Source organism: Leisingera sp., assembly GCF_982940295.1.
Genome location: NZ_CEYXRG010000006.1, coordinates 129454 through 151987, shown reverse-complemented (window position 1 = coordinate 151987; position 22534 = coordinate 129454). Strand labels below are relative to the sequence as shown.

Here is a 22534-nt window from a genome sequence, read left to right as displayed (position 1 = left end):
GCCATGACGGATCTGACTGAAATCAAGGCCGCCGCCCGCAAGGCTGCCTTCGCCCGCCGCAAGGAGGCGCACGCCCGCAACATCCCCGGTGCGGCAGGCCACCTGTCGGAGGTGCTGGCCGGCTACCGCGGCGTGCCGCTGTCGGGCTACATGCCGATCCGCACCGAAATCGACCCGCTGCCCGCGATGGCCGAGGCCGCCGCGCATGGGCCTGTCGGCGTGCCGGTGATCATGGCCGCGGGCCAGCCCCTGCAGTTCAGCCGCTGGCAGCCCGATGGGCCGCTGCGCGAAGGCCCGTTCGGCGCCATGGTGCCCGAGGCGGATGACTTCTTTGAGCCGGAAATCCTGATTGTGCCGCTGGTTGCCTTCGACGCCCGGGGCGGGCGGCTGGGCTACGGCGGCGGCTTTTATGACCGCACGCTGGAACTGCTGCGCGGCAAGCGGGCGACGCTGGCGATCGGCTTTGCCTTTGATGCCCAGGAGGCCGAGGACCTGCCGCTGGAGCCCACCGACCAGCCGCTCGACATGATCGTCACCGAAAGCCGTATCCTGCAGTTCAACCGCTGACATCGTGCATGGCAGCCAAGATTTTTCGAAAAATCTTGGCAAAACTTTTTGAAAAGTTTTGCGCGGCCAACGCGGCCCTTGTCCTGAGACCGGCAAGCGCGTACCACGCCGCAATGCGAATTCTGTTTCTAGGCGATGTGATGGGCCGCGCCGGGCGCCGCGCCGTCACCGAAAACCTGCCGCGGCTGCGTGACGAGTGGCGGCTCGATTTTGTTGTGGTGAACGGCGAAAATGCCTCCAATGGCATGGGGCTGAGCGGAGAGCACGCCAAACTGCTGCTGGATGCGGGTGTCGACTGCCTGACGCTCGGCGATCATGCCTTCGACCAGAAGGACATGCTGCAGTACATCGAGAAAGAGCCGCGCATCATCCGGCCGCTGAACTTTGCCAAGGGCGCGCCGGGCCGCGGCTACCGCCTGTTCAACGCGCCGGGCGGGCGCAAGGTGCTGGTGGTGCAGGTGCTGGGCCAGGTATTCATGAAACGCGCCTTCGATGATCCCTTCGGCGCGGTCGAGGGGGTGCTGAAAGCGCATCCGCGCGGCGGGCTGGCGCAGGCGGTGATCGTCGACATGCATTGCGAGGCCACATCCGAGAAGATGGCGATGGGCCATTTCTGCAATGGCCGCGCCTCGCTGGTCGCAGGCACCCATACCCATGTGCCGACCGCAGACGCACAGATCCTCTCCGAAGGCACCGGCTACCTGACCGACGCTGGCATGTGCGGCGATTACAATTCGGTCATCGGCATGGACAAGGCCGAACCGATGCGCCGTTTCCTGACCGGAATGCCGAAGACACGCTTTTCCCCGGCAAATGGCGAAGCCACCCTGTCCGGTGTCTTTGTCGAAACCGACGACCGGACCGGTGCGGCCAAAGAGATTCGCATGGTGCGCAACGGCGGGCTGCTGCAGGAAGCGCTGCCCTGAGCGGGATGAAACCCTCGCGAAGATGTTTGAAGGCGGAAGGATCGGCCGGAAAAGAAGGGATTTACTGCATATTCTCCTGAATGGCGCCGGAGGAGCCGCTGTAAATGCGGTAATCCTTGCTCCGCCAAAGGGTTTCGGGGAGACTGCGCGATGGCGGCGCGCCGCCCCGCGCGCTAAACCCGCGTTAATCAATATGGGCGTAGTCACGGCACATGCAGTTTATCCAACTTGGTGACACCGGCAGCGCGTTTCTGGCGCTTGCAATTGTCCTGGCCATGTTTGTGGCGTTCCTGCGGGAAACCTACCCGACTGAAGTGGTGGCGCTGACCGGCGTTGCGGCGATGCTGGCCACCGGCGTGCTGCCCTACAGCGCGGCGCTGCCGGTGCTGGCCAACCCGGCGCCGTGGACCATTGCCGCGATGTTCATCATCATGGGTGCCCTGGTGCGCACCGGCGCGCTCGATGCTTTCACCCAGGCAGCCAAGAAGCAGGCGGGGGTCAACCCGAAGCTTGCAGTGGGCCTGCTGATGGCCTTTGTGGTTTCCGCGTCGGCCGTGGTCTCCAATACCCCGGTGGTGGTGGTGATGATCCCGGTGTTCATCCAGATTGCCCGCACTCTCAATGTCTCGGCCTCCAAGATGCTGATCCCGCTCAGCTATGCGGCGATCCTTGGCGGCACGCTGACGCTGATCGGCACTTCGACCAACCTGCTGGTGGACGGTGTCGCCCGGGCGCAAGGCCTGAAACCCTTCACCATTTTTGAAGTTACCCCGCTGGGGCTGATCCTGGTTGCCTATGGCATGGTCTATTTGCGCTTCATCGCGCCGCGGCTGCTGCCGGCCCGCGACAGCATGGCCTCGCTGCTAAGCGACAAATCGAAGATGAAGTTCTTCACCGAGGCCGTGATCCCGCCTGAAAGCAACCTGATCGGCCGCGAAGTCACCGGCGTGCAGCTGTTCAAACGTCCGGGTGTGCGGCTGATCGACGTGATCCGCGGCGATGCCTCGCTGCGCCGCAATCTCGAAGGTGTGGAGCTGCAGGTCGGCGACCGTGTCGTGCTGCGCACCCGGATGACCGAGCTTTTGAGCCTGCAAAGCAACAAGGAGCTGAAGCGGGTCGATCAGGTCTCCGCGGTGGAGACCCAGACCGTAGAGGTGCTGATCACCCCGGGCTGCCGCATGGTCGGCCGCTCGCTTGGCGCCCTGCGCCTGCGCCGCCGCTATGGCGTTTATACGCTGGCAGTGCACCGGCGGAACCAGAATATCGGCGTGCAGCTCGACGACCTTGTGGTCCGGATCGGCGACACCCTGCTGCTGGAGGGTGCTCCCGCCGACATCCAGCGCCTGGCGTCGGATATGGATCTGGCGGATGTCTCTCAGCCGACCCAGCGCGCCTACCGCCGCAGCCACGCGCCGATTGCGGTTGTGGCGCTGTTCAGCATCGTGGTTCTGGCGGCCTTTGGGGTTGCGCCGATCCTGATGCTGTCGGTGCTGTCTGTGTCGCTGGTGTTCATTACCCGTTGCATCGACGCGGACGAGGCATTTTCCTTTGTCGACGGGCGGCTATTGGCGCTTATCTTCTCGATGCTGGCGATTGGTGCGGCACTGGAAAGCTCCGGCGCCGTAAGCCTGATCGTCAACGCCATTGCTCCGGCCCTGTCGATGCTGCCGCCGTTCCTGCTGGTCTGGGCGGTCTACCTGCTGACCTCGGTGCTGACCGAGCTGGTGTCCAACAACGCGGTCGCAGTGGTCGTCACACCGATCGCCATTGGCCTGGCGCAGGCCATGGGTGTCGATCCGCGGCCGCTGGTGGTGGCGGTGATGGTCGCGGCTTCGGCCTCCTTTGCGACTCCGATCGGATATCAGACCAATACGCTGGTCTACGGGCCCGGCGGCTATAAATTCACCGATTTCCTGCGCGTCGGCATTCCTCTGAACCTGACCGTCGGCATGCTGGCCTCGGTGATCATCCCCTTCATCTGGCCGCTCTGATCAAGGACAAAGTGACGCAAAAGCGGCGGTGTCCCGCCGTGCGTGCAAATATTTACGGGAAATTCACAGCGCTGCCCCCATATGAAACATGGTGAGTGTTTTATTGGGGGTAATCATGGCGACCAGGAAAGTTTTTCTTTTTGTTGTTTTGGCTGGATCGACAGCCATCGCGCTGGCATCGCATGCTTTGGCAGGTGCCGTGTAGGCAGCTCAGCCTGCAGAACCGGCCGCAAAATCCTTGCCAAGGATTTTGACAAAACTTTTGAGCAAAAGTTTTGCGCCGCTCGTCACAGCGGCCAGAAGATCAGAATGGACGGGATTGATACGGCGATGACCAGCACTTCCAGCGGCAGGCCCATCCGCCAGTAGTCGCCAAAGCGGTAGCCGCCGGGCCCCAGCACCAGCGTATTGTTCTTGTGCCCGATAGGGGTCAGGAAGGCCGCAGAAGCCGCCACCGCCACTGCCATCAGGAACGGATCGGGTGAGACGCCCAGGGTTTCCGCCATCTGGATCCCCACCGGGGCCGCGACAATCGCCGTGGCAGTGTTGTTCAGCACATCCGACAGCGTCATGGTCACCACCATCAGCACCGTCAGCACCGCCCAGGCCGGCAGCCCCTCTGTCAGCGTGATCAGCGCTCCGGCAATCAGCGCGGTGCCGCCCGAAGCGTCAAGGGCCGCGCCCAGCGGGATCATCGAGCCGAGCAGCACCACCACCGGCCACTCCACATGGTCATAGATTTCCGCCACCGGCAGGATCTTCAGCAGCACATATCCCACCGCAACCAGACCCAGCGCCACAGGCAGGTACAACAGTCCCACGGAGGCAGCGACCACTGCCGCGGCAAACAGCCCGATCGCGGCCCAGGTCTTGTCATTTGCCGTCACCGACAGGCCGCGGGCGGCCAGCGGCAGGCAGCCCAGCCAATCCGCGACATCGGCGCTGCGCCCCCGCGGGCACAAGAGCAGCAGGATATCCCCCGCTTCGATCTTGGTCTGGCGGATATGGTGGGTGATCCGGCGGCCTTGCCGGGAAATTCCCAGCAGCACCGCGCTTTGCCGCCAGGACAGGCCGATCGCCTGGGCGCTGCGGCCGCGGATGCGCGCGGTTTCGGGCACCACCAGCTCCAGCAGTTCCAGCCCTTCACCCGCCGCCGTCAGTTTCTCCTGCCGGGCGGCATCGGCAAAATCCAGCTTCAGCGCGCTGCGGAATTCATCCAGCGCTTCCGGTTCGGCTTCGATCACCAGCGCGTCGCCCTCCCGCAGAATGGCTGCGACGGACCGCCCGTAACGCCGTTTGCCATCACGGATAAGCCCGAGAATGGCGACATCCGCTTTCTCGGCCTCTTCATCCAGTTCCCCCAGCCGCTTGCCGATGAGATCGGACTCCTCGCCCACCGTCAGCTCGGCGATATAAGGCGCCAGCTGCGCCTCCGAGGCGCCGGCCGCATTCTCCCGCGCCGGGATCAGCCGCCAGCCGATCAGCGCCACAAACGCCAGCCCCGCCAGCGCCGCCGCGCCGCCTACGGGGGCGAAATCGAACATCCGGAACGGCTCGCCCAGCGTCTCCTCGCGGATCGCGGCAATGATGATATTGGGCGGTGTGCCGATCAGCGTCGCCATGCCGCCCAGGATGGTGGCAAAGGACAGGGGCATCAGGCTCAGCCCCGGCGCGCGGCCGGCCTTGCGCGCGGTCTGGATGTCCACCGGCATCAGCAGCGCCAGCGCCGCCACATTGTTCATGAAGGCCGACAGCACCGCGCCAACCCCGCCCATCAGCGCGATATGGGCGCCCAGGCCGCGGGCAGAATCCACCAGCGTCCGGGTGATCAGGAACACCGCGCCCGAACGCACCAGCCCGGCCGAGACGATCAGCACCAGCGCTACCACCAGCGTCGCAGGATGCCCAAAGCCGGCAAAGGCCTCGCCCGCGGGCACCACCCCCAGCACCACGCCCGCCATCAGCGCGGCAAAGGCCACCAGGTCATAGCGCCAGCGCCCCCACAGAAGCAGGCCAAAGACGGCACCAAAAAGGGCAAACAAAACAGCTTGATCGAATGTCATACCGCCACCTTAGCCCCTTAAAACAAGGGAACAAGGGCGAAGCCGGGGCAGGGGCGCTTGAAAGCAGGCGCCGGCACGGGCTATATGAGCGCCAATTCAGATATTCAGCAGCAAGGATGCACCATGGCAGGCCATTCAAAATGGGCTAACATTCAGCACCGCAAGGGTCGTCAGGACGCGGCGCGGTCAAAACTGTTTTCCAAGCTGGCCAAGGAGATCACCGTGGCCGCCAAGATGGGCGACCCCGATCCCGACAAGAACCCGCGCCTGCGCCTGGCCGTGAAGGAAGCCAAGAGCCAATCCGTCCCCAAGGACGTGATCGAGCGCGCGATCAAGAAGGCCGTGGGCGGCGACGCCGAAAACTATGACGAAATCCGCTACGAGGGCTACGGCCCCAATGGCGTTGCGGTGATCGTCGAAGCGATGACCGACAACAAGAACCGCACCGCCTCCAACGTGCGTTCCACCTTCTCCAAGAACGGCGGCAACCTGGGTGAGACCGGCTCGGTCGGCTTCATGTTCGACCGCAAGGGCGAAGTCACTTATCCGGCCTCCGTGGGCGACGCGGACACCGTGATGATGGCCGCGATCGAAGCGGGTGCCGAGGATGTCGAAAGCTCCGAGGACGGCCACATCATCTATTGCGCGGACAGCGACCTGAACGATGTGTCCAACGCGCTGGAAGCGGAGTTGGGTGAATCGGAGTCGACCAAGCTGGTCTGGAAGCCGACCACCACCACCGAGCTGGACCTGGAAGGCATGCAGAAGCTGATGAAGCTGGTCGATGCGCTGGAAGACGACGACGACGTGCAGCGCGTCACCACCAACTTCGAGGCCACCGACGAGGTCATGGCGCAGCTCTGAGCCGCTGCTTGCCACAATCCATTTAGGCCCGCCGAAACGGCGGGTCTTTTTCGTGCCGCAGACGCTCAAAACCGCTTCATCTGGCTGGAAATATCCCGGGGGTGAGGCCCAGGGGGGGCGAGGGGGCGGCGCCCCCTCAGAACGCCTCCCCGGTGAGCACCCCGGCCGCTCGCAGCTCGGAGCTTGACGGGACCCACAGTTCCCCATTGGCGACGGCGAAAACGTCTCGGGCAAACTCCGCGCGGATCCCCTGCTGCTGCAAAAAGGCCAGGTCCTTCTGCTGTTCCTTCAGCAGATCCACCTGCGGCAGCCCGCCTTCGAACATCAGCGCATAACCGTGAAATCCCAGCTTCCCGCCCTCTGCCAGGCGGCGGGAGCGTCCGGCAGCAAACATCAGCGTGCAGGCAGAGGCGCAAAGCGCAGCGGCCTCGGTGTCCAGCTGATACCGCCGGATCAGCTTTGCCGCGCCGCGGGCCTCATAGATCAGCCCGCCAGGGCCCGACAGCCGCACCCTGCGCACGTCCGTCGCACTTGCCAGCACCGCTTCCATCCGCCGGGTCAGCCCGTGGGTGATTTCGCCATCAAAAACCAGCACCAGCCCGTCTTCGGATACGCTCAGGCTGTATTTGGCCTCGCGCTCCAGCCGCCGCTGCTCGGCATAGGCGGGCTCCTCCACCGCCCGGGCAATCAGCAGCGCGTCCCACCACAGGATCAGCGCAGCAAAGCCTGCAAACAACAGCACCAGAAAGCCGCCCCAGACCGGCATCATCGCCCCGGTGCTGCGCACATGCGCATCGGCGCTCAGCTGGAACGCCCGGGCCTGCCACAGCAGAAACAGCCCGTCCGCCGCCATCAGCACAAATACCAGCGGCACCGGCAGACGGACCCATTGGTTCAGCGCGAGCCACCCCAGCACCAGACAGGCCCGCGGCAGCACCACCTGCAAGCCCAGGCTGCGCGGCAGGGAGACGGGCGCCCGCATCATTCGCACTGCCGGCCAGGTGCGGTGCAATTTTCTTGCAAGAAAATTGGCCGGAAAATTTGAATTTTCCGGCCCCCCGCAGCTGGTGTCACTCTACAAATACGGCGATCTCCTCCAGGGGTTTCTTCAGTTTGGCAACGGCCGGAACAGTGGCCTCTGCCGCCGGATGGCCCACGGCAATGATCATGGCAGGCTTTTCCGAGGCCGGGCGCCCCAGCGCTTCGTTCAGGAATTTCATTGGGTTTGGCGTATGGGTCAGCGTGCACAGGCCCGCCGTATGCAGCGCCGTGAGCAAGACGCCAGTAGCGATATTCACACTCTCCGGCACGTAGTAGTTCTTGTATCGTGTGCCATCCTCGAATTCTCCCCAGCGCTGGGCAAAGACCACGATCAGCCAGGGGGCGATAGTCAGATGCGGCTTGTCGGCGTCAGTGCCAATCGGCTCCAGCGCCTTGATCCATTCGTCGCCCGCGCCGCCAGCATAGAACTTCTTTTCCTCTTCCTCGGCCTCGGCCCGGATCCGCGCCTTCAGCTCCGGGCTGGAGACCGCGGCAAAGAACCAGGGCTGGTGATTGGCCCCCGACGGCGCGGTGCCGGCGGCGCGGATGCAGTCCTTGATCACCCCCCGCGGCACCGGCCGGTCCGAATAGTCCCGCACCGTGTGCCGCCGCCGCATGTGGGCCAGGAAGGCTGCCGCCCTTTCCTGCATTTCCGCATCCGAATACTCTGCCCGGTCGGGCAGGGGCAGCGGATCATAACTCAGGGCGTCTTTTGAGAACATGGGAGCAGCTTTCCGGATCAGCTTTGCGTCAGATACAGTCTAGCCGATTTCTGCACCGCGCGCGTCACCTCGGCAAGGGCAGGCGCCATTACCCGCGCCACTTGCCACGTCAGCGGCACCGGCAGCGTGCTGTCCGGGATCAGCGGCACCAGCCGGCCGGAGCGGATGTCAGCCTCCACCATCGCCAGCGGGTTCATGCCCCAGCCCAGACCCGCGGCGGCGGCATCAATGAACGCCTGGGTCGAGGGCAAGAAGTGCGCAGGCGGTGCCAGCCCGGGCGCCACATTGCGCTCCAGCCACAGCCGCTGCAGATTGTCCTTTGCATTGAAGATCATGCAGGGCGCTTTTGCAGCGGCCTCCGCAGTTACCCCGTCCGGAAACCAGCGCGCCATGAAGTCCGGGCTGGCAGTCGCCGCGTAGTCCAGCGTGCCGAGCGGAGTGGCCTCGAACCCGGTCACCGGCTTGGAGCTCGCAGTCACCGCCGCAGAGACCTCTCCCCGTTTCAGCCACTCCGCGCTGTGGTCCTGATCATCGACCAGCAGATCGAACAGCACGCCATCCACCGCGGCCATCGCATCTATAAACCAGCTCGCCAGGCTGTCGGCATTGACCGCAATCCGCAGCCGCACCGGCCCGTGGTCCGCCTCCAGCGCCAGCTCCCGCGCCAGCTGCGCCTCCAGCAGGCCGATATCCTCGGCGTGTTTGGCAATCCGAAGGCCCGCCGCGGTGCCGGTGCAAGGCGCCCCGCGCAGTACCAGCGCGGTGCCGATGCGATCCTCCAGCGCCTTGATCCGCTGCGACACGGCCGACGGCGTCACGGACAGGGCATGCGCCGCCGCCTCGAATGTGCCAAGGCGCAGCACCGCGCTCAGCGCTGCCAGCTGGCTGGGATCCATCTGCATTAGCAACTCTAATCTGACATAAATCTCTTTAACTGGATTAATCCCGGGCCGGGCATTAGTCAAACTCCAGCACACAAACGGAGACCTCTCATGCCCCCCAGCCTGCTTGCCGGCTTTGCCCTTGGCCTCAGCCTGATCATGGCGATCGGCGCCCAAAACGCCTTTGTCCTGCGTCAGGGATTGCGGCGCCAGCATGTGTTCTGGATCTGCCTTACCTGCGCCGGTTCCGACGCGGTGCTGATCACCGCGGGCGTCTTGGGCTTCGGCTCGCTGGCGCTGGCGCTGCCCTGGTTCGAACAGGCGATGCGCTGGGGCGGTGCGGCCTTCCTGATCTGGTACGGTGCCCGCGCCCTGCGCGCCGCCTGGCAGGGCGGGGAGACGCTGGAGGCAGCGGAGGAGGGCGCAGGTGCCGCGCTGTTGCCGGTGCTGGCCACCGTTCTGGCGCTCACCTGGCTGAACCCGCATGTGTACCTCGACACGGTGGTGCTCCTCGGCTCGATCTCTGCCCAGTACCCGCAGCCGCTGGTCTTTGCTGCCGGCGCCACCATCGCCAGCTTCACCTTCTTCTTCACGCTGGGCTATGGCGCCAGTCTGCTGGCCCCGGTCTTTGCCCGCCCGCGCGCCTGGCAGGTGCTGGACGCCATCGTCGGCCTCACCATGTGGGCGATTGCCGCCAAGCTCCTGCTGATGTGACGAACAGCCCCTGTGCGCGGGCTCCCCTAACGCCCGTGCAGAAACGCGCTACCTTTTCCTCATGACAGCAGACAGGAGGGAAGGATGAGCTGGAACCCGGCACTGGAACCGCAATGCCCCGAGGCGGGCGATCTCGACGCGATCGAAACGGTGATCATCCCGCGCGCCCGCGACATCGGCGGCTTCGAGGTCCGCCGCGCGCTGCCCGCGCCGCGCCGCCAGATGGTCGGGCCCTTCATCTTTTTCGATCAGGCCGGGCCTGCGGAATTCCTGACCGGCCAGGGCATCGACGTGCGCCCGCACCCGCATATCGGCCTCGGCACCGTCACCTATCTCTACGACGGCGAGTTCGAGCACCGCGACTCCCTAGGCACCCACCAGATGATCTATCCGGGCGAGGTGAACTGGATGGTGGCGGGCGAGGGCGTCACCCATTCCGAGCGCACCTCCGCCGCGACCCGTCAGGGCGCCAGCAGCCTGTTTGGCATCCAGACCTGGATCGCGCTGCCCGAAAGCCACGAGGATGCGCCCGCGACCTTCGAGCACCACGGCAAAGAGGCGCTGCCGCTTCTCGAAGGGGAGGGAAAGGCCGTCCGCCTGATCCTCGGTACTGCCTGGGGTGAAAAAGCGCCTGCGACCCTCCACTCCGAAACCTTTTACGCCGATGTGGTGCTGCAGGCCGGATCCAAGTTGCCATTGCCCTCCGACCACGAGGACCGGGGCCTCTATGTGACCCAGGGCTCGGTCGAAATAGCCGGCGAGACCTTTGAGGCCGGCCGTATGATGGTGTTCCGCCCAGGCGACGAAATCACCGTGACCGCGGGCCCCGAGGGCGCCCGGCTGATGGCGCTGGGCGGCGAGACGCTGAACGGGCCGCGCTATATCTGGTGGAACTTCGTTGACTCCTCCCGCGACCGGATCGAGGCGGCGAAGGAATCCTGGGCCGCCGGTGACTGGCAGCACGGGCGCTTTCAGCTGCCGCCGGGCGATGATCAGGAGTTCATCCCGCTGCCGTGACGCCGCAGCGTTCCGGGGCGGAAAGCGGCCCGCCCTGAATTAATTCACATGTGAAGTCTTGTGCCGCCGTCCGAACGGGTGTTCTCTCACCTCATGAGCCAGACCGCAGAAACCGCACCCGCCGCCCACAACCCGCTCAAAGGGGTGTTCTGGATGGTGGTGACCGGTCTGTGCTTTGTCGCGGTGACGGCGCTGGTCAAATACCTGGGCAGCCGCATCCCGCCCGCCGAAAGCGCCTTTCTGCGCTATCTGCTGGGGCTGGTCTTTCTGCTGCCGATGATCGGCGCCTTGCGCAAGGCACGGCTGACCCCGCGGCTGTGGGGGCTTTATGCGGGCCGCGGCGCGGTGCATTCCGCAGGCGTGATCCTGTGGTTCTACGCGATGACCCAGATCCCGCTGGCCGAGGTCACGGCGATGAATTACCTCTCACCGGTCTATGTCACTCTGGGCGCGGCGCTGTTCCTGGGCGAAAAGCTGGCGTTCCGCCGGATCACCGCCATTGCCGTCGCCTTGATCGGCGCGCTGATCATCCTGCGCCCGGGCTTCCGCGAGGTTTCGCCCGGCCACATCGCCATGCTGTTCACGGCGGTGTCCTTCGGCGCCTCCTATCTGATTGCCAAGTTCACCGTCGGCAGCAACAGCCCGGCGGTGGTGGTGGCGATGCTCTCGGTCTTTGTCACCCTTGGCCTTGCCCCCTTTGCGCTGGCGGTCTGGGTGACCCCGACGCTGGCAGAGATAGCGGTTCTGTTCGGCGTCGCCTGCTTTGCCACCGCGGGACATTACACCATGACGCTGGCCTTTGCCGCCGCACCGGTGACGGTGACCCAGCCGGTCACTTTCCTGCAGCTGGTCTGGGCCACCCTGCTGGGCGCCCTGGTTTTTGCCGAGCCGGTGGACATCTGGGTGGTTTCGGGCGGCGGGCTGATCCTCGCTGCGGTCAGTTTCATCTCCTGGCGTGAAGCCAGGATCAAAAAGAAAGCAGCTACACCTTCCGGTAACCCGGCTGGGCTTTGATCGTCTTATAGATGTTACATGTCCGGCGTAAAATCGCGCCCTTAACGGTGTCAGCGGGGGCTGTAAATGGCGGTATTACTTTGGCTGCCGGCGCTTCTGCTGGCGGCTTTGACAGATCTGCATGCCGCGAATGCCGGGACGGGTATCTGCAATGATACCGGTGCCGTGCACCAGCTTGCGGTGACAGTTCGCGGTACTGGCGGCTGGGTGACCCAGGGCTGGCACGCTCTGGCGCCGGGCGGCTGCAGCAATCCCCTGCCGGACGGGTACGAGGGCCGGTTTTTCTATTTCCGCGCCGAAAGCGCGGGATACACCTTCAGCGACGACAGCATCCGCTTCTGCACCAAGAACGGCCCTTTCCGGATCGAAGGCAGCGGCGATTGCGCCGCCCGCGGTTTTCTTGAGCAGGGGTTCGCCCGGGCCCGCACCAGTGACAGCGCTCAGAAAATCCTGCTCAGCTCCCGCTCGCAGCCAGCAGAACCGCCCGGGCGGCACGCCGCAGCTGAGGAGACGACCTATACGGCGGATGTGACCTTGCAGGGGTGCAGCCGGCAAGTGGAAGGCGCTGCGGTGGCTTGCCGCTTTGCCCGGGAAGGTGTTGAGATACGGGCCTTGAGCGGGAAGGCGGCAACTGCCCCCGTCTTTGCGCTGCTGATGGGGCTGGAGCAGGGCGCCCCCCTGACAATTGAGGGCAAGATGATCAGTTCCTATGGCGCTTACGGCGAGCTGGACCTGCACAGTGCCAAGCTGCGCGCGCCGACCCGCCATGACGAGATCCTGCAGCGGTTGCAAGGCGAGTGGGTTTCGGCAGCGGATCCCGGCGACAGGTTCACCATTTCCGGGGCGGTGCGCCAAGTCAGCTATATGGGCAGCGCAATGGCGCCGGAATTCATCGCGGTTCAGGACAGCTGCGATGGTGTGGACTTTACCGCCGATTTCCTGATGGCCCGCGACAGCGAAGGCGGCACCAGCCTGTGCTATCAGATCAAGTCGCTGAGCAGCGGCGAACTGACCCTGATCTATCTGCCGCGCGGCAACCGGCTGGTCTACCGCCGCCTGCCGGAAGGCTAGGGGAGGCCGGTCAGGGGATCACCAGATCCACCACCCGGTGCGCCGCGGCGCGCGCGCCCTCCGGTTCCAGCGGCTCTTCGGACTGCGCAGCCTGCAGCCAGACACCGTCCATGTAGCATTGCAGCGCCTGGCGCGCGGTCTCGACCTGCCCTGCCGGCAGCAGCGCCCGCAGCTCGGCCAGGAAATGGCTGCGCACCCGGGCCCGATTGATTCGGTGCAGGCGGCTGAGGCGCGGCGAATAAGGTGCGTTTGCCCAGAACTGCATCCAGATGCTGCACTGCGGGACGGTGAACAAATCGTCGGCAAAGTTCGCATCCATCACCGCATACAGCCGCTCTCTTGGCGTGCGCGCAGTGGCGTAACCCTCGCTCATCGCGCGCCTCAGCTTGCCTAGAAGATGCAGCATTGTGGCTTCCATCAGCCCTTCCTTGGAGCCGAAATAGTAGTTGATCGAGGCTGCCGAGGCCCCGGCCTCCCGCGCGATTTCCGCCATGGTTACAACGCCGTAACCGCGCTTGTGCACGGCGACGATGGTCGCTTCGATCAGCTCTTCGTTGCGGATGTCCCGGATGCGTTTCCTGCTCATGACAAAGTTGTGCGGCAATTGGGGCGCTGTTTCAACTGTTGTTCGCGCGAAATGAAATCTTGAACGGCCATTCAAAAAACCATTTGGCCGGTCAGCCGGCTGTGTTATGTACCCGATCCATGTCTAGGGGCGGATACCGCCCGGAAATGGGAGGGACATATGACCTACATAATCTCATTCGGGATTCTGCTGGCCTTTGCGCTGGTGGCGTTCTGCGTGATCAAGTGGTGGAACGTCCGCAACGTCGGCGTGACCCCCGTTCACCTTTTCACCTTCATCGCAATCCTGTTCACCTCCGGCCTGGACGTGGGCCTGATCATGTTCCCGCTGGCCTGGGACTTCCCGCTTTATGCGGACACCGCGGCGGAACCGGCCTATGCCTTCACCAACCCGCTGGCGCTGGAATTCGGCTTCTGGGGCTTCCTGATCTGGGGCTTCTACTTCCTGACCACCTTCTATTTCTGCGTCATCGAACCGCGGGTGAAGTTTTTCGAGATCCCGCTGGTGAAGTGGATCAACAACATCGTGATCATCGGCACCTGCGCCTTCACCGGCGCGCTGTTCCTGATCTACCTGCCGTATTACGCCACCTTCATGGGCGACGGCGAGACGGTGATCCCGGCCTTCTATGTCATCACCTTCCTGGTGATCCTGTTTGCCGCTTTCTCCTCCACCGACATCAAGTACGTGCGTATCCTGTCGGTCGGCTCCACCGTGCTGTTCATGGCGCTGATCCTGGGCATGTGGGCCTATGCCGGCATGGGCCTGGGCGCCTTTGCCGACACCGCTTCCAACATCGGCGGCTACTTCGCGAACATCCACAAGTTCATCCTGCCGCTCACCGACTATCATGAGTTCTACCTGTTCTGGTGGTTCGCATGGTCGATCATGATCGGCCAGTTCACTTCGCGCTTTGTCGGCGGCCTCAAGACCTGGCAGGTTCTGGCAGCTCTGCTGATCTTCCCGTCGATCCCGCTGGGTGTGTGGTTCTCGGTGCTGTACTACTATCACCTGAACAGCATTGAGACGACGCTGCTGATCAACGTCTCCATGGTCGCGGTGGGCATCATCTTCGTGGTCAACTCCTTCGACTCGCTGATCCGCCTGTATACCGACAACCTGAACCTGACGGCCAAGCGTTTCGGCACTATCCCTTACGTGCTCGGCAACGCGGTCGTGCTCTTCGGCCTGACCCTGGCCTTCCAGAGCCAGTGGCTGCAGATCCAGTGGATCGGCACCATCGTGATCGGCATCTATGTGGCCTGCCTGGCCTACATCATGATCGCCAAGCGCAGCGAAGTGATGAGCATCGACGCCTCGCCCGAGGAAAACGTGCTCGACTTCGAGAAGATCAAGACAGCCCACTAAGGGCGGTCTCCCGGCTGGCCCCCAAGTTTCCCCGAATGAGGGGACCAGCCTCCAACTGCCTGGCAGCGCCTTCGGGCCTGCCGGGCGCCTTTCGAAGAAACATCGCCAATACTTGGGAGGTCCGCGATGAGTGCCCCGAATATCCTGATACTGATGGTTGACCAGTTGAATGGGACGCTTTTCCCGGACGGCCCCGCCGAGTGGCTGCATGCTCCGAACCTGAAGAAACTGGCGGAACGCTCGACCCGCTTCAAAAACGCCTACACCGCGTCGCCGCTCTGCGCGCCGGGCCGGGCGTCTTTCATGTCCGGCCAGCTGCCCTCGCGCACCGGCGTCTATGACAACGCAGCGGAATTCCGCAGCGACATCCCCACCTACGCCCACCACCTGCGCCGCGCGGGCTACTACACCTGCCTCTCGGGCAAGATGCACTTTGTCGGCCCCGACCAGCTGCACGGGTTCGAGGACCGGCTGACCACCGACATCTACCCGGCCGATTTCGGCTGGACCCCGGATTACCGCAAGCCGGGTGAGCGGATCGACTGGTGGTACCACAACATGGGCTCCGTCACCGGGGCAGGGGTGGCGGAAACCTCCAACCAGATGGAATACGACGACGAGGTCGCCTACAACGCCACCGCCAAGCTTTATGAGCTTTCGCGCGGCCTGGACGACCGCCCTTGGTGCGTCACCGTCTCCTTCACCCATCCGCACGACCCCTATGTGGCGCGCCGCAAGTACTGGGATCTCTACGAGGACTGCGAGCACCTGCTGCCCGAAGTCCCCGCCATGGACTACGAGGACCACGACCCCCACGCCAAGCGGATCTTTGACGCCAACGACTGGCGCAGCTTCGACATCACCGAAGAAAACATCAAACGCTCCCGCCGCGCCTATTTCGCCAATATCTCCTATCTGGATGACAAGATCGGCGAGATCCTGAACGTCTTGGAAACCACCCGGCAGGAGGCGATCATCCTGTTCGTGTCCGACCACGGCGACATGCTGGGCGAGCGGGGCCTCTGGTTCAAGATGAGCTTCTACGAGGGCTCCTCCCGCGTGCCGCTGATGATCTCGTCGCCTGATCTGCCCGCCGGCCTCATTGAAACGCCTGTGTCCACCCTGGACGTGACCCCGACACTGGGCGCGCTGGCCGGTGTCGATATGGCTGAAATCGAACCCTGGACCGACGGCCAGAACCTGGTGCCGCTGGCCAACGGAACGGAACGCACCGAACCGGTCGCCGTGGAATACGCGGCGGAGGCGTCTTATGCGCCGCTGGTGTCGCTGCGCTATGGCAAGTGGAAGTACAACCGCTGCGCGCTGGACCCCGATCAGCTGTTCGACCTGGAGGCCGACCCGCACGAACTCACCAACCTGGCAGAGGACCCGGCCCATGCCGGCACCCTGCAAACCTTGCGCGCCAAATCTGAGGCCCGCTGGAACCTGGAAACCTTCGACGCAGAGGTCCGCGCCAGCCAGGCCCGGCGCTGGGTCGTCTACGAGGCCCTGCGCCAGGGCGGCTATTACCCCTGGGATTATCAGCCGCTGCAAAAGGCCTCAGAGCGCTACATGCGCAACCACATGAATCTCGACAACCTCGAGGAAAGCAAACGCTTTCCCCGCGGCGAATAACCTTAGCAACCGTTCAGCATCTCCCCTGCTGAAGACCCCCGCTGGAGACACACAACATGACACATCCCGCACAGCCCAAGGCCAGCCACTTCATCAACGGCGAATACGTCGAAGACACCGCAGGCACCCCGATCCCGGTGATCTACGCCGCGACGGGCGAGCAGATCGCCACCGTCTACGCCGCCACCCCGGCCATTGTGGAGCAGGCGCTGTCCACCGCCAAGGAAGCGCAAAAGGCATGGGCCAAGATGACCGGCACCGAGCGCGGCCGCATCCTGCGCCGCGCCGCCGACATCATGCGCGAGCGCAACCACGAACTGTCGGTGCTGGAAACCTACGACACCGGCAAACCGCTGCAGGAAACCCTGGTCGCCGACGCCACTTCCGGCGCTGACGCGCTGGAATACTTCGGCGGCCTGGCGGCTTCGCTGACCGGAGAGCATATCCCGCTGGGCGAGGACTGGGTTTATACCAAGCGCGAGGCGCTGGGCCTGTGCGTCGGCATTGGCGCCTGGAACTACCCGACCCAGATCGCTTGCTGGAAAGGCGCGCCTGCCTTGGCCTGCGGCAACTCGATGGTGTTCAAACCCTCCGAGACCACACCGCTCTGCGCCCTGAAAGTTGCCGAAATCCTGATCGAGGCCGGCGCCCCCGCTGGCATTTACAACGTCATCCAGGGCATGGGTGAGGTCGGCGGCGCGCTGGTCACCGACCCGCGCGTTGACAAGGTTTCACTGACCGGCTCGGTGCCGACCGGCAAGAAGGTCTATGCCGCCGCCGCCGAGGGCATGAAGCACGTCACCATGGAACTTGGCGGCAAGTCGCCGCTGATCATCTTTGACGACGCCGATGTGGAAAACGCTGTCGGCGGCGCCATCAACGGCAACTTCTACTCCTCCGGCCAGGTGTGTTCGAACGGCACCCGCGTGTTCGTTCAGAAAGGCATCAAGGAGAAATTCCTGGCCCGCCTGGCCGAGCGCACCGGCAACGCCATCATCGGCGACCCGATGGACGAAGCTACCAGCTTTGGCCCGATGGTGTCCGAGAACCAGATGAACATCGTGCTGGGCTACATCGAGAAAGGCAAGGAAGAGGGCGCCCGCCTGATCTGCGGCGGCAAGCGCGCGGACAAGGACGGCTTTTTCGTTGAACCCACCGTGTTCGCCGACGTGACCGACAGCATGACCATCGCGCGCGAGGAAATCTTCGGCCCGGTGATGTCCGTCCTCGACTTCGACACCGAGGAAGAGGTGATCGCCCGCGCCAATGACACCGAATTCGGCCTGTCCGCCGGCGTCTTCACCAACGACTTCAGCCGCGCCCACCGGGTGATCGGCCAGCTGGAAGCGGGCAGCTGCTTCATCAACTCCTACAACGACGCGCCGGTCGAGGCGCCGTTCGGCGGGGTGAAGGCATCCGGCGTTGGCCGCGAGAACTCGAAAGAGGCGATCAAACACTTCAGCCAGGTGAAGTCCGTCTACGTCCGCATGGGCGACGTCCAAGCGGCATTCTGATTGCCCTTTGGGCTGACGCCCGACCGCCCGCCCCGCCAGCCCAAAGGGCAATCAGGGCAGGGCGGCAGACTACCCGGAGCTGCCTGCCCAGGCGGGCAGCCCGAAGGCAAAGCAAGGCAGAGCCGGGCAGGCATGGCGCCACCGGTCTCAGCGATGGAGAGAAGCGATGAACGCGGATTATGTGATTGTCGGGGCCGGATCAGCCGGCTGTGCCATGGCCTACCGGCTCAGCGAGGCCGGCAAGAAGGTCCTGGTGATTGAACACGGCGGCACCGATGCCGGGCCGTTTATCCAGATGCCGGGCGCGCTCAGCTACCCGATGAACATGCCGCTCTATGACTGGGGCTACAAATCCCAGCCCGAGCCGCATCTGGGCGGCCGCGAACTGGTCTGCCCGCGCGGCAAGGTGATCGGCGGCTCCTCCTCGATCAACGGCATGGTCTATGTGCGCGGCCACGCAGGTGACTATAACCATTGGGCCGAAAGCGGCGCCGCAGGCTGGTCCTATGCCGACGTGCTGCCCTACTTCAAGCGCATGGAAACCTGGAACGACCGCGGCCATGGCGGCGACCCGGACTGGCGCGGCAAGGACGGCCCGCTGCACGTGACCCGCGGCCCCCGCGACAACCCGCTGCATGACGCCTTCGTCAAGGCGGGCGAGCAGGCCGGCTACCCGGTCACCTCCGACTACAACGGCGAGCAGCAGGAAGGCTTCGGCCCGATGGAGATGACGGTCTACAAGGGCCGCCGCTGGTCCGCCGCCAACGCCTACCTGAAGCCCGCGCTCAAGCGTGAAAACTGCGACCTGATCCGCGCCTTCGCCCGCAAGGTGGTGATCGAGGACGGCCGCGCCACCGGCGTCGAGATCGAGCGCGGCGGCAAGGTCGAGGTGATCCGTGCAAATGCCGAGGTGATCCTGGCCGCGTCCTCGTTGAACTCCCCCAAGATGCTGATGCTCTCCGGCATCGGCCCGGCCAAGCACCTGGCCGAGCATGGCATCGACGTGGTCGCCGACCGTCCCGGCGTCGGCCAGAACCTGCAGGACCACCTGGAATTCTACTTCCAGTTCGCCTGCAAGCAGCCGATCACCCTGTTCAAATACTGGAACCTGTTCGGCAAAGGCCTGGTCGGTGCCCAGTGGATGTTCACCAAGACCGGCCTGGGCGCCTCCAACCAGTTCGAAAGCGCCGCCTTCATCCGCTCCGATAAAGGTGTGGACTACCCGGACATCCAGTACCACTTCCTGCCGATCGCGGTCCGCTACGACGGCCAGGCGGCGGCAGAGGGCCATGGCTTCCAGGCCCACGTCGGCCCGATGCGCTCGCCCTCGCGCGGCGAGGTGACGCTGGCCTCCAGCGACCCCAAGGACGCGCCGAACATCCTGTTCAACTACATGTCGACCGAACAGGACTGGGTCGACTTCCGCAAATGCGTGCGCCTCACGCGGGAGATCTTTGCCCAGGACGCGATGAAGCCGTTCCTCAAGCACGAGATCCAGCCGGGTGCCGACCTGCAGACCGACGACGAGATCGACGGCTTCCTGCGCGAGCATGTGGAAAGCGCCTATCACCCCTGCGGCACCTGCAAGATGGGTGCGGCGGAGGATCCGATGTCGGTGGTCGATCCGGAATGCCGCGTCATCGGTGTCGACGGCCTGCGCGTTGCCGACAGCTCGATCTTCCCGCGGATCACCAACGGCAATCTCAACGGCCCCTCGATCATGACCGGCGAGAAGGCTTCCGACCACATCCTGGGCCGCCGCCTGCCGTCCTCCAACGCAGAGCCGTGGTTCAACCCGAACTGGCGCGAAGCGCAACGCTGATCCTGTTGCGCTGCCAGCAAGCCGCCCGCCACCTCCCCTTTGTGCGGGCGGCTTACTTTCCGCAAAATTCTTTCTGAAAATCAGCGCGCCGCGCACATCTTTTGATCCGCGTCAAAGTGGCGGGGCGGGGCCGGGCATATTCTGCATCCGACCCTAGGAAGAAGGAGCGAACAGGTGTCCCATACTCCCCATGAGCTGTCCGAGGAATTCCCGGAAAAGGCTGCGCTGATGAGCCAGCTGAAGCAGTCGGATGCGCATTTTGCCAAGCTGTCGGATGAGTATCACGAAGTGAACCGGGCTGTGCACCGGGCGGAAACCAACGTGGAGCCGGTGAGCGAACAAGCCGAAACCGATCTGCGCAAGCAGCGTGCCGCTCTGAAGGATGAGATCTGGGGGATCCTGTCCAAGGCATAAGGCCCGGACCACAGTCCAGCAAAGGGGAAGGAGCGCCGGTGGCGCTCCTTTTCAGTTACTAGGGCACGGCGCGGTCCGCGGCGCGCATCACGCGCGCGTGAAATCCATGGTCCAATTCGTTTCCCAGGTCTTGCCGCCGTCCTGCGACATGGCCTGTTCCCAGCGGGGGGTCTCAGTTCGGGTGTGCAGCCATAGAAACCTGACCGCCACGGGGGCACCCCGCAGGGTATCTTCTGCAAAGAAAGAGCCGGTACCGTCCTTGAACTTGCCGATCACTGGCACGTCCAGCTGATGCGGGTCGTTGGCCGACAGCCACCATATGGCCCAGGTCTGGCTGGCCGTATCAAAAGACCGCAGAGCGATTGCCCGGTAGGCCCCGCCAGGAAATTTGAGAAGATTGTCTTCGACATTACCATTCCCGCCCAGCACATGCAGGGTTTCCGAGGTGCCTGGGAACTCTTCCCATTCATCGCAGCCAGCCAGGCGCTCTTTCAGCCTGCGGTGGCGCACATTCCATCGGCCGATCTCAAAATCGAAATCCCGGGATATGCTGAGTTTCTCTTCCATAGGCTGTCCCCTTGCGGCTTGTAAACTTTACGTGTTCCTGCTTTGTTCTTGGTTGACCGCGAAGTCAAGGATGATGCCTCGCTGTGTCGTGCCTTGGCAAATTGAGGGGGTGATTTCCCCTTCTCTTCATATTGTCAGCTTTTGAATTCCCTCGTGATTTCTTCAGTCCGGGTCCGAGATCAAGGCTGTGCCGGGCAGCGGGCAAAGCGAAACAGGGTGCCGCAAACACCGCGCCGTGCCGAAGGGCGGGATCCGGGGCTCCGGTCCGCAGCATGCGGCTGAATAGAAGCATCCTGAGAAACGGGCGCCCGACGGAACTTTTTTACAGCCAAAGTTGCCATGCGATTCGCTGCGGTCGGTTTGAACTCGAATGGGAAACAATGCTGCACCATCCAGCCAATGTTGACAGAACCCTCCGCCAGATGAGGCAATTTTGGTAAATTTAAGGCAAATTCGTCAAAATTATGACCGGACGCGCTACGTATAGCCTGCAGCTCAGGTTTGGCCTTAGACCGGCTGCTGCGCAGCAGTGTGCGGGGGAGCAACCGTATGGGACACATCTATCAGCCGGGCCTTTGGCAGGAGATCGAAGGGACACCAGCCGAGGTTTCCGACGCGGAAATCCTTGCGGCGGTCCGAAGTGTGATCCGGGAAGACACGGCAGTGCGTACTGAGGAAGAGAAGCCTGCGCCGCGCCGTTTGCGCCATTGGCAGCCAGCCCCACAGGATCAACCCAAACAGCCGCCGGCAGCTGCCGTTCAGGCGGAACGCGCCCTGCTGGTCCGCCTGCTGGACCGCTTGCGCGGCTGACAATCCCGCCCGGATTTCCGTAGGCCTGCCGCAGCTCACCGCTGAAGGCGGCACAGTGCAGCGCAGCCGCCGCAGGCCTTACTCCGCCGCGGCCTTCCGAAGAAACGCTTCACCTGCCGCAAGCCCCGCATCCCAGGTCGCCTGGATCTTCTCCGGATCGGTAAAATCAATCTTGTCCGCGGGCACCTCGCCCTCAGGCCAGACGTACAGCCGCCCGGCGACGTCCGGCAGCCGCTTGTAGGGGCGCGTCAGCAGAACCAGCGTGCGCCCCTTGTCCGGTTCCGGCATCGGCGCCTGATCGGCCATGCCGCCGTCGATCACCGCCCGCCCGTTCCAGCGCGGCGGCTCGAACACCGGCGGGATGGTGGCGGCGAACCGCACCAGATCGGCCAGCCGGCCCTCCCGCGCCGCCGCATTTGCGTCCACCAGGCTGGAGGTCACGCCAAACCGCTCCGCCCAGTTGAAATGCGGCGAGCCAACCAGGTGCAGCTCCGCCTCATAGGCCATCGTCGCCAGGCTGCCGGTCAGCCGCGCCCAGCGGTCGGAGGGCGGGTGGCCGATCAGGATCTGCGCTTGGGGCCCGGCAGCCACCAGCGCCATGGCATCGCCGTCCAGCGACCGGGTGACCACGTCCTCATAGACCTGCTGATGCGGCGTCAGCCCGCCCTCGCCGGGCTGGTGCCAGTTGATGTTGCTGACGGTTTTCCGGAAGGCGTCCTTCATCTCCGCCAGCACCCGCTCGCCACGGCCCGCAAGGAACCCCGCCAGCGTCAGCGCGCCGCCGGACACCCCCGTCACCCTGGCAGGGCTCAGCGGCAGTTCATCCTGCACCACATGCAGAAAGCCGCCCTGCCAGAAACAGCGGCAGCCGCCGCCGGACAGGACCAGTTGTTCGAAATCCGCCATGACCCTAACCTAGGACGCGCAGCGCACGCAGGCCAGCCGCA

The 22534-nt window shown here is 64.2% G+C and carries 21 protein-coding genes; 14 read left to right on the top strand and 7 right to left on the bottom strand.

Annotated elements, in window-relative coordinates:
- Positions 1 to 3 precede the first annotated feature (3 nt).
- The 3 genes from AC4HIX_RS08000 (at position 4) to AC4HIX_RS07990 (ending at position 3484) form a co-directional block, all read left to right on the top strand.
- Positions 4 to 567, top strand: a complete 564-nt coding sequence (locus AC4HIX_RS08000) for a 5-formyltetrahydrofolate cyclo-ligase (RefSeq protein WP_490398586.1) — start codon at positions 4 to 6, stop codon at positions 565 to 567.
- 113 nt (positions 568 to 680) lie between these two features.
- Complete coding sequence (locus tag AC4HIX_RS07995) at positions 681 to 1493, top strand: TIGR00282 family metallophosphoesterase (RefSeq protein WP_490398585.1); 813 nt, start codon at positions 681 to 683, stop codon at positions 1491 to 1493.
- A gap of 212 nt (positions 1494 to 1705) precedes the next feature.
- Positions 1706 to 3484, top strand: a complete 1779-nt coding sequence (locus tag AC4HIX_RS07990) for an SLC13 family permease (RefSeq protein WP_475050979.1) — start codon at positions 1706 to 1708, stop codon at positions 3482 to 3484.
- 287 nt (positions 3485 to 3771) lie between these two features.
- On the opposite strand, the gene AC4HIX_RS07985 is transcribed toward AC4HIX_RS07990, so the two are convergent.
- Entirely contained in the window at positions 3772 to 5547 is a 1776-nt protein-coding gene (locus AC4HIX_RS07985; RefSeq protein ID WP_490398584.1) for an SLC13 family permease, read from the bottom strand.
- A gap of 123 nt (positions 5548 to 5670) precedes the next feature.
- Between AC4HIX_RS07985 and AC4HIX_RS07980 the strand changes: the two genes are divergently transcribed.
- Positions 5671 to 6411, top strand: coding sequence for a YebC/PmpR family DNA-binding transcriptional regulator (locus AC4HIX_RS07980; RefSeq protein WP_475050981.1), 741 nt, complete (start codon positions 5671 to 5673; stop codon positions 6409 to 6411).
- A gap of 136 nt (positions 6412 to 6547) precedes the next feature.
- Here AC4HIX_RS07980 and AC4HIX_RS07975 read toward each other — a convergent pair whose 3' ends face one another.
- From AC4HIX_RS07975 to AC4HIX_RS07965, 3 genes are all read right to left on the bottom strand, one after another.
- The gene (locus AC4HIX_RS07975) at positions 6548 to 7396 is read right to left on the bottom strand and encodes a COG3904 family protein (protein WP_490398583.1); all 849 of its coding nucleotides are present in this window, start codon (positions 7394 to 7396) and stop codon (positions 6548 to 6550) included.
- An 85-nt stretch (positions 7397 to 7481) separates the two neighbouring features.
- On the bottom strand, positions 7482 to 8174 hold the full coding sequence (locus AC4HIX_RS07970; RefSeq protein WP_490398582.1) for a nitroreductase family protein: 693 nt from the start codon (positions 8172 to 8174) through the stop codon (positions 7482 to 7484).
- Positions 8175 to 8191: 17 nt separating this feature from the next.
- Complete coding sequence (locus AC4HIX_RS07965; protein WP_490398581.1) at positions 8192 to 9076, bottom strand: LysR family transcriptional regulator ArgP; 885 nt, start codon at positions 9074 to 9076, stop codon at positions 8192 to 8194.
- A gap of 90 nt (positions 9077 to 9166) precedes the next feature.
- Here AC4HIX_RS07965 and AC4HIX_RS07960 point away from each other — a divergent pair, with 90 nt between their 5' ends.
- From AC4HIX_RS07960 to AC4HIX_RS07945, 4 genes are all read left to right on the top strand, one after another.
- On the top strand, positions 9167 to 9769 hold the full coding sequence (locus AC4HIX_RS07960) for a LysE/ArgO family amino acid transporter (RefSeq protein WP_490398580.1): 603 nt from the start codon (positions 9167 to 9169) through the stop codon (positions 9767 to 9769).
- 84 nt (positions 9770 to 9853) lie between these two features.
- The gene (locus AC4HIX_RS07955; protein WP_490398579.1) at positions 9854 to 10786 is read left to right on the top strand and encodes a pirin family protein; all 933 of its coding nucleotides are present in this window, start codon (positions 9854 to 9856) and stop codon (positions 10784 to 10786) included.
- Positions 10787 to 10879: 93 nt separating this feature from the next.
- Positions 10880 to 11800, top strand: a complete 921-nt coding sequence (locus tag AC4HIX_RS07950; RefSeq protein ID WP_490398578.1) for a DMT family transporter — start codon at positions 10880 to 10882, stop codon at positions 11798 to 11800.
- A gap of 66 nt (positions 11801 to 11866) precedes the next feature.
- Entirely contained in the window at positions 11867 to 12871 is a 1005-nt protein-coding gene (locus tag AC4HIX_RS07945; RefSeq protein ID WP_490398577.1) for a DUF1036 domain-containing protein, read from the top strand.
- Positions 12872 to 12881: 10 nt separating this feature from the next.
- On the opposite strand, the gene betI is transcribed toward AC4HIX_RS07945, so the two are convergent.
- Positions 12882 to 13457, bottom strand: coding sequence for a choline-binding transcriptional repressor BetI (gene betI / locus AC4HIX_RS07940; protein ID WP_490398576.1), 576 nt, complete (start codon positions 13455 to 13457; stop codon positions 12882 to 12884).
- 159 nt (positions 13458 to 13616) lie between these two features.
- On the opposite strand from betI, the gene AC4HIX_RS07935 reads away from it, so the two are divergent.
- The 5 genes from AC4HIX_RS07935 to AC4HIX_RS07915 all read left to right on the top strand — a co-directional run bounded on the left by AC4HIX_RS07935 (position 13617) and on the right by AC4HIX_RS07915 (position 20210).
- Complete coding sequence (locus AC4HIX_RS07935; protein ID WP_490398575.1) at positions 13617 to 14825, top strand: BCCT family transporter; 1209 nt, start codon at positions 13617 to 13619, stop codon at positions 14823 to 14825.
- Between the two features lie 126 nt (positions 14826 to 14951).
- The gene (gene betC, locus AC4HIX_RS07930) at positions 14952 to 16460 is read left to right on the top strand and encodes a choline-sulfatase (RefSeq protein WP_490398574.1); all 1509 of its coding nucleotides are present in this window, start codon (positions 14952 to 14954) and stop codon (positions 16458 to 16460) included.
- 56 nt (positions 16461 to 16516) lie between these two features.
- On the top strand, positions 16517 to 17974 hold the full coding sequence (gene betB, locus AC4HIX_RS07925) for a betaine-aldehyde dehydrogenase (RefSeq protein ID WP_490398573.1): 1458 nt from the start codon (positions 16517 to 16519) through the stop codon (positions 17972 to 17974).
- Between the two features lie 166 nt (positions 17975 to 18140).
- Complete coding sequence (betA, locus tag AC4HIX_RS07920) at positions 18141 to 19796, top strand: choline dehydrogenase (protein ID WP_490398572.1); 1656 nt, start codon at positions 18141 to 18143, stop codon at positions 19794 to 19796.
- 174 nt (positions 19797 to 19970) lie between these two features.
- On the top strand, positions 19971 to 20210 hold the full coding sequence (locus tag AC4HIX_RS07915) for an HP1242/YdcH family protein (protein WP_475051005.1): 240 nt from the start codon (positions 19971 to 19973) through the stop codon (positions 20208 to 20210).
- 87 nt (positions 20211 to 20297) lie between these two features.
- Here the strand turns inward: AC4HIX_RS07915 and AC4HIX_RS07910 are convergent, their stop codons facing one another.
- Entirely contained in the window at positions 20298 to 20777 is a 480-nt protein-coding gene (locus AC4HIX_RS07910) for a DUF1579 domain-containing protein (RefSeq protein ID WP_490398571.1), read from the bottom strand.
- A 549-nt stretch (positions 20778 to 21326) separates the two neighbouring features.
- Between AC4HIX_RS07910 and AC4HIX_RS07905 the strand changes: the two genes are divergently transcribed.
- A complete protein-coding gene (locus AC4HIX_RS07905) occupies positions 21327 to 21587 on the top strand; it encodes a hypothetical protein (protein WP_490398570.1) in 261 nt (86 codons plus the stop codon).
- 78 nt (positions 21588 to 21665) lie between these two features.
- Here the strand turns inward: AC4HIX_RS07905 and AC4HIX_RS07900 are convergent, their stop codons facing one another.
- A complete protein-coding gene (locus tag AC4HIX_RS07900; RefSeq protein ID WP_490398569.1) occupies positions 21666 to 22493 on the bottom strand; it encodes a patatin-like phospholipase family protein in 828 nt (275 codons plus the stop codon).
- Positions 22494 to 22534 lie beyond the last annotated feature (41 nt).

Excerpts from the sequence above, each read along its gene's own strand:
- AC4HIX_RS07905 (WP_490398570.1), top strand. The coding sequence starts at position 21,327 with ATGGGACACATCTATCAGCCGGGCCTTTGGCAGGAGATCGAAGGGACA.
- betC (WP_490398574.1), top strand. The coding sequence starts at position 14,952 with ATGAGTGCCCCGAATATCCTGATACTGATGGTTGACCAGTTGAATGGG.
- AC4HIX_RS07965 (WP_490398581.1), bottom strand. The coding sequence starts at position 9,076 with ATGCAGATGGATCCCAGCCAGCTGGCAGCGCTGAGCGCGGTGCTGCGC.
- AC4HIX_RS07980 (WP_475050981.1), top strand. The coding sequence starts at position 5,671 with ATGGCAGGCCATTCAAAATGGGCTAACATTCAGCACCGCAAGGGTCGT.
- AC4HIX_RS07950 (WP_490398578.1), top strand. The coding sequence starts at position 10,880 with ATGAGCCAGACCGCAGAAACCGCACCCGCCGCCCACAACCCGCTCAAA.
- betI (WP_490398576.1), bottom strand. The coding sequence starts at position 13,457 with ATGAGCAGGAAACGCATCCGGGACATCCGCAACGAAGAGCTGATCGAA.
- AC4HIX_RS07975 (WP_490398583.1), bottom strand. The coding sequence starts at position 7,396 with ATGATGCGGGCGCCCGTCTCCCTGCCGCGCAGCCTGGGCTTGCAGGTG.
- AC4HIX_RS08000 (WP_490398586.1), top strand. The coding sequence starts at position 4 with ATGACGGATCTGACTGAAATCAAGGCCGCCGCCCGCAAGGCTGCCTTC.
- AC4HIX_RS07960 (WP_490398580.1), top strand. The coding sequence starts at position 9,167 with ATGCCCCCCAGCCTGCTTGCCGGCTTTGCCCTTGGCCTCAGCCTGATC.
- AC4HIX_RS07990 (WP_475050979.1), top strand. The coding sequence starts at position 1,706 with ATGCAGTTTATCCAACTTGGTGACACCGGCAGCGCGTTTCTGGCGCTT.
- AC4HIX_RS07935 (WP_490398575.1), top strand. The coding sequence starts at position 13,617 with ATGACCTACATAATCTCATTCGGGATTCTGCTGGCCTTTGCGCTGGTG.
- AC4HIX_RS07955 (WP_490398579.1), top strand. The coding sequence starts at position 9,854 with ATGAGCTGGAACCCGGCACTGGAACCGCAATGCCCCGAGGCGGGCGAT.
- AC4HIX_RS07985 (WP_490398584.1), bottom strand. The coding sequence starts at position 5,547 with ATGACATTCGATCAAGCTGTTTTGTTTGCCCTTTTTGGTGCCGTCTTT.
- AC4HIX_RS07995 (WP_490398585.1), top strand. The coding sequence starts at position 681 with ATGCGAATTCTGTTTCTAGGCGATGTGATGGGCCGCGCCGGGCGCCGC.
- AC4HIX_RS07970 (WP_490398582.1), bottom strand. The coding sequence starts at position 8,174 with ATGTTCTCAAAAGACGCCCTGAGTTATGATCCGCTGCCCCTGCCCGAC.
- AC4HIX_RS07900 (WP_490398569.1), bottom strand. The coding sequence starts at position 22,493 with ATGGCGGATTTCGAACAACTGGTCCTGTCCGGCGGCGGCTGCCGCTGT.
- AC4HIX_RS07945 (WP_490398577.1), top strand. The coding sequence starts at position 11,867 with ATGGCGGTATTACTTTGGCTGCCGGCGCTTCTGCTGGCGGCTTTGACA.
- betA (WP_490398572.1), top strand. The coding sequence starts at position 18,141 with ATGAACGCGGATTATGTGATTGTCGGGGCCGGATCAGCCGGCTGTGCC.
- betB (WP_490398573.1), top strand. The coding sequence starts at position 16,517 with ATGACACATCCCGCACAGCCCAAGGCCAGCCACTTCATCAACGGCGAA.
- AC4HIX_RS07910 (WP_490398571.1), bottom strand. The coding sequence starts at position 20,777 with ATGGAAGAGAAACTCAGCATATCCCGGGATTTCGATTTTGAGATCGGC.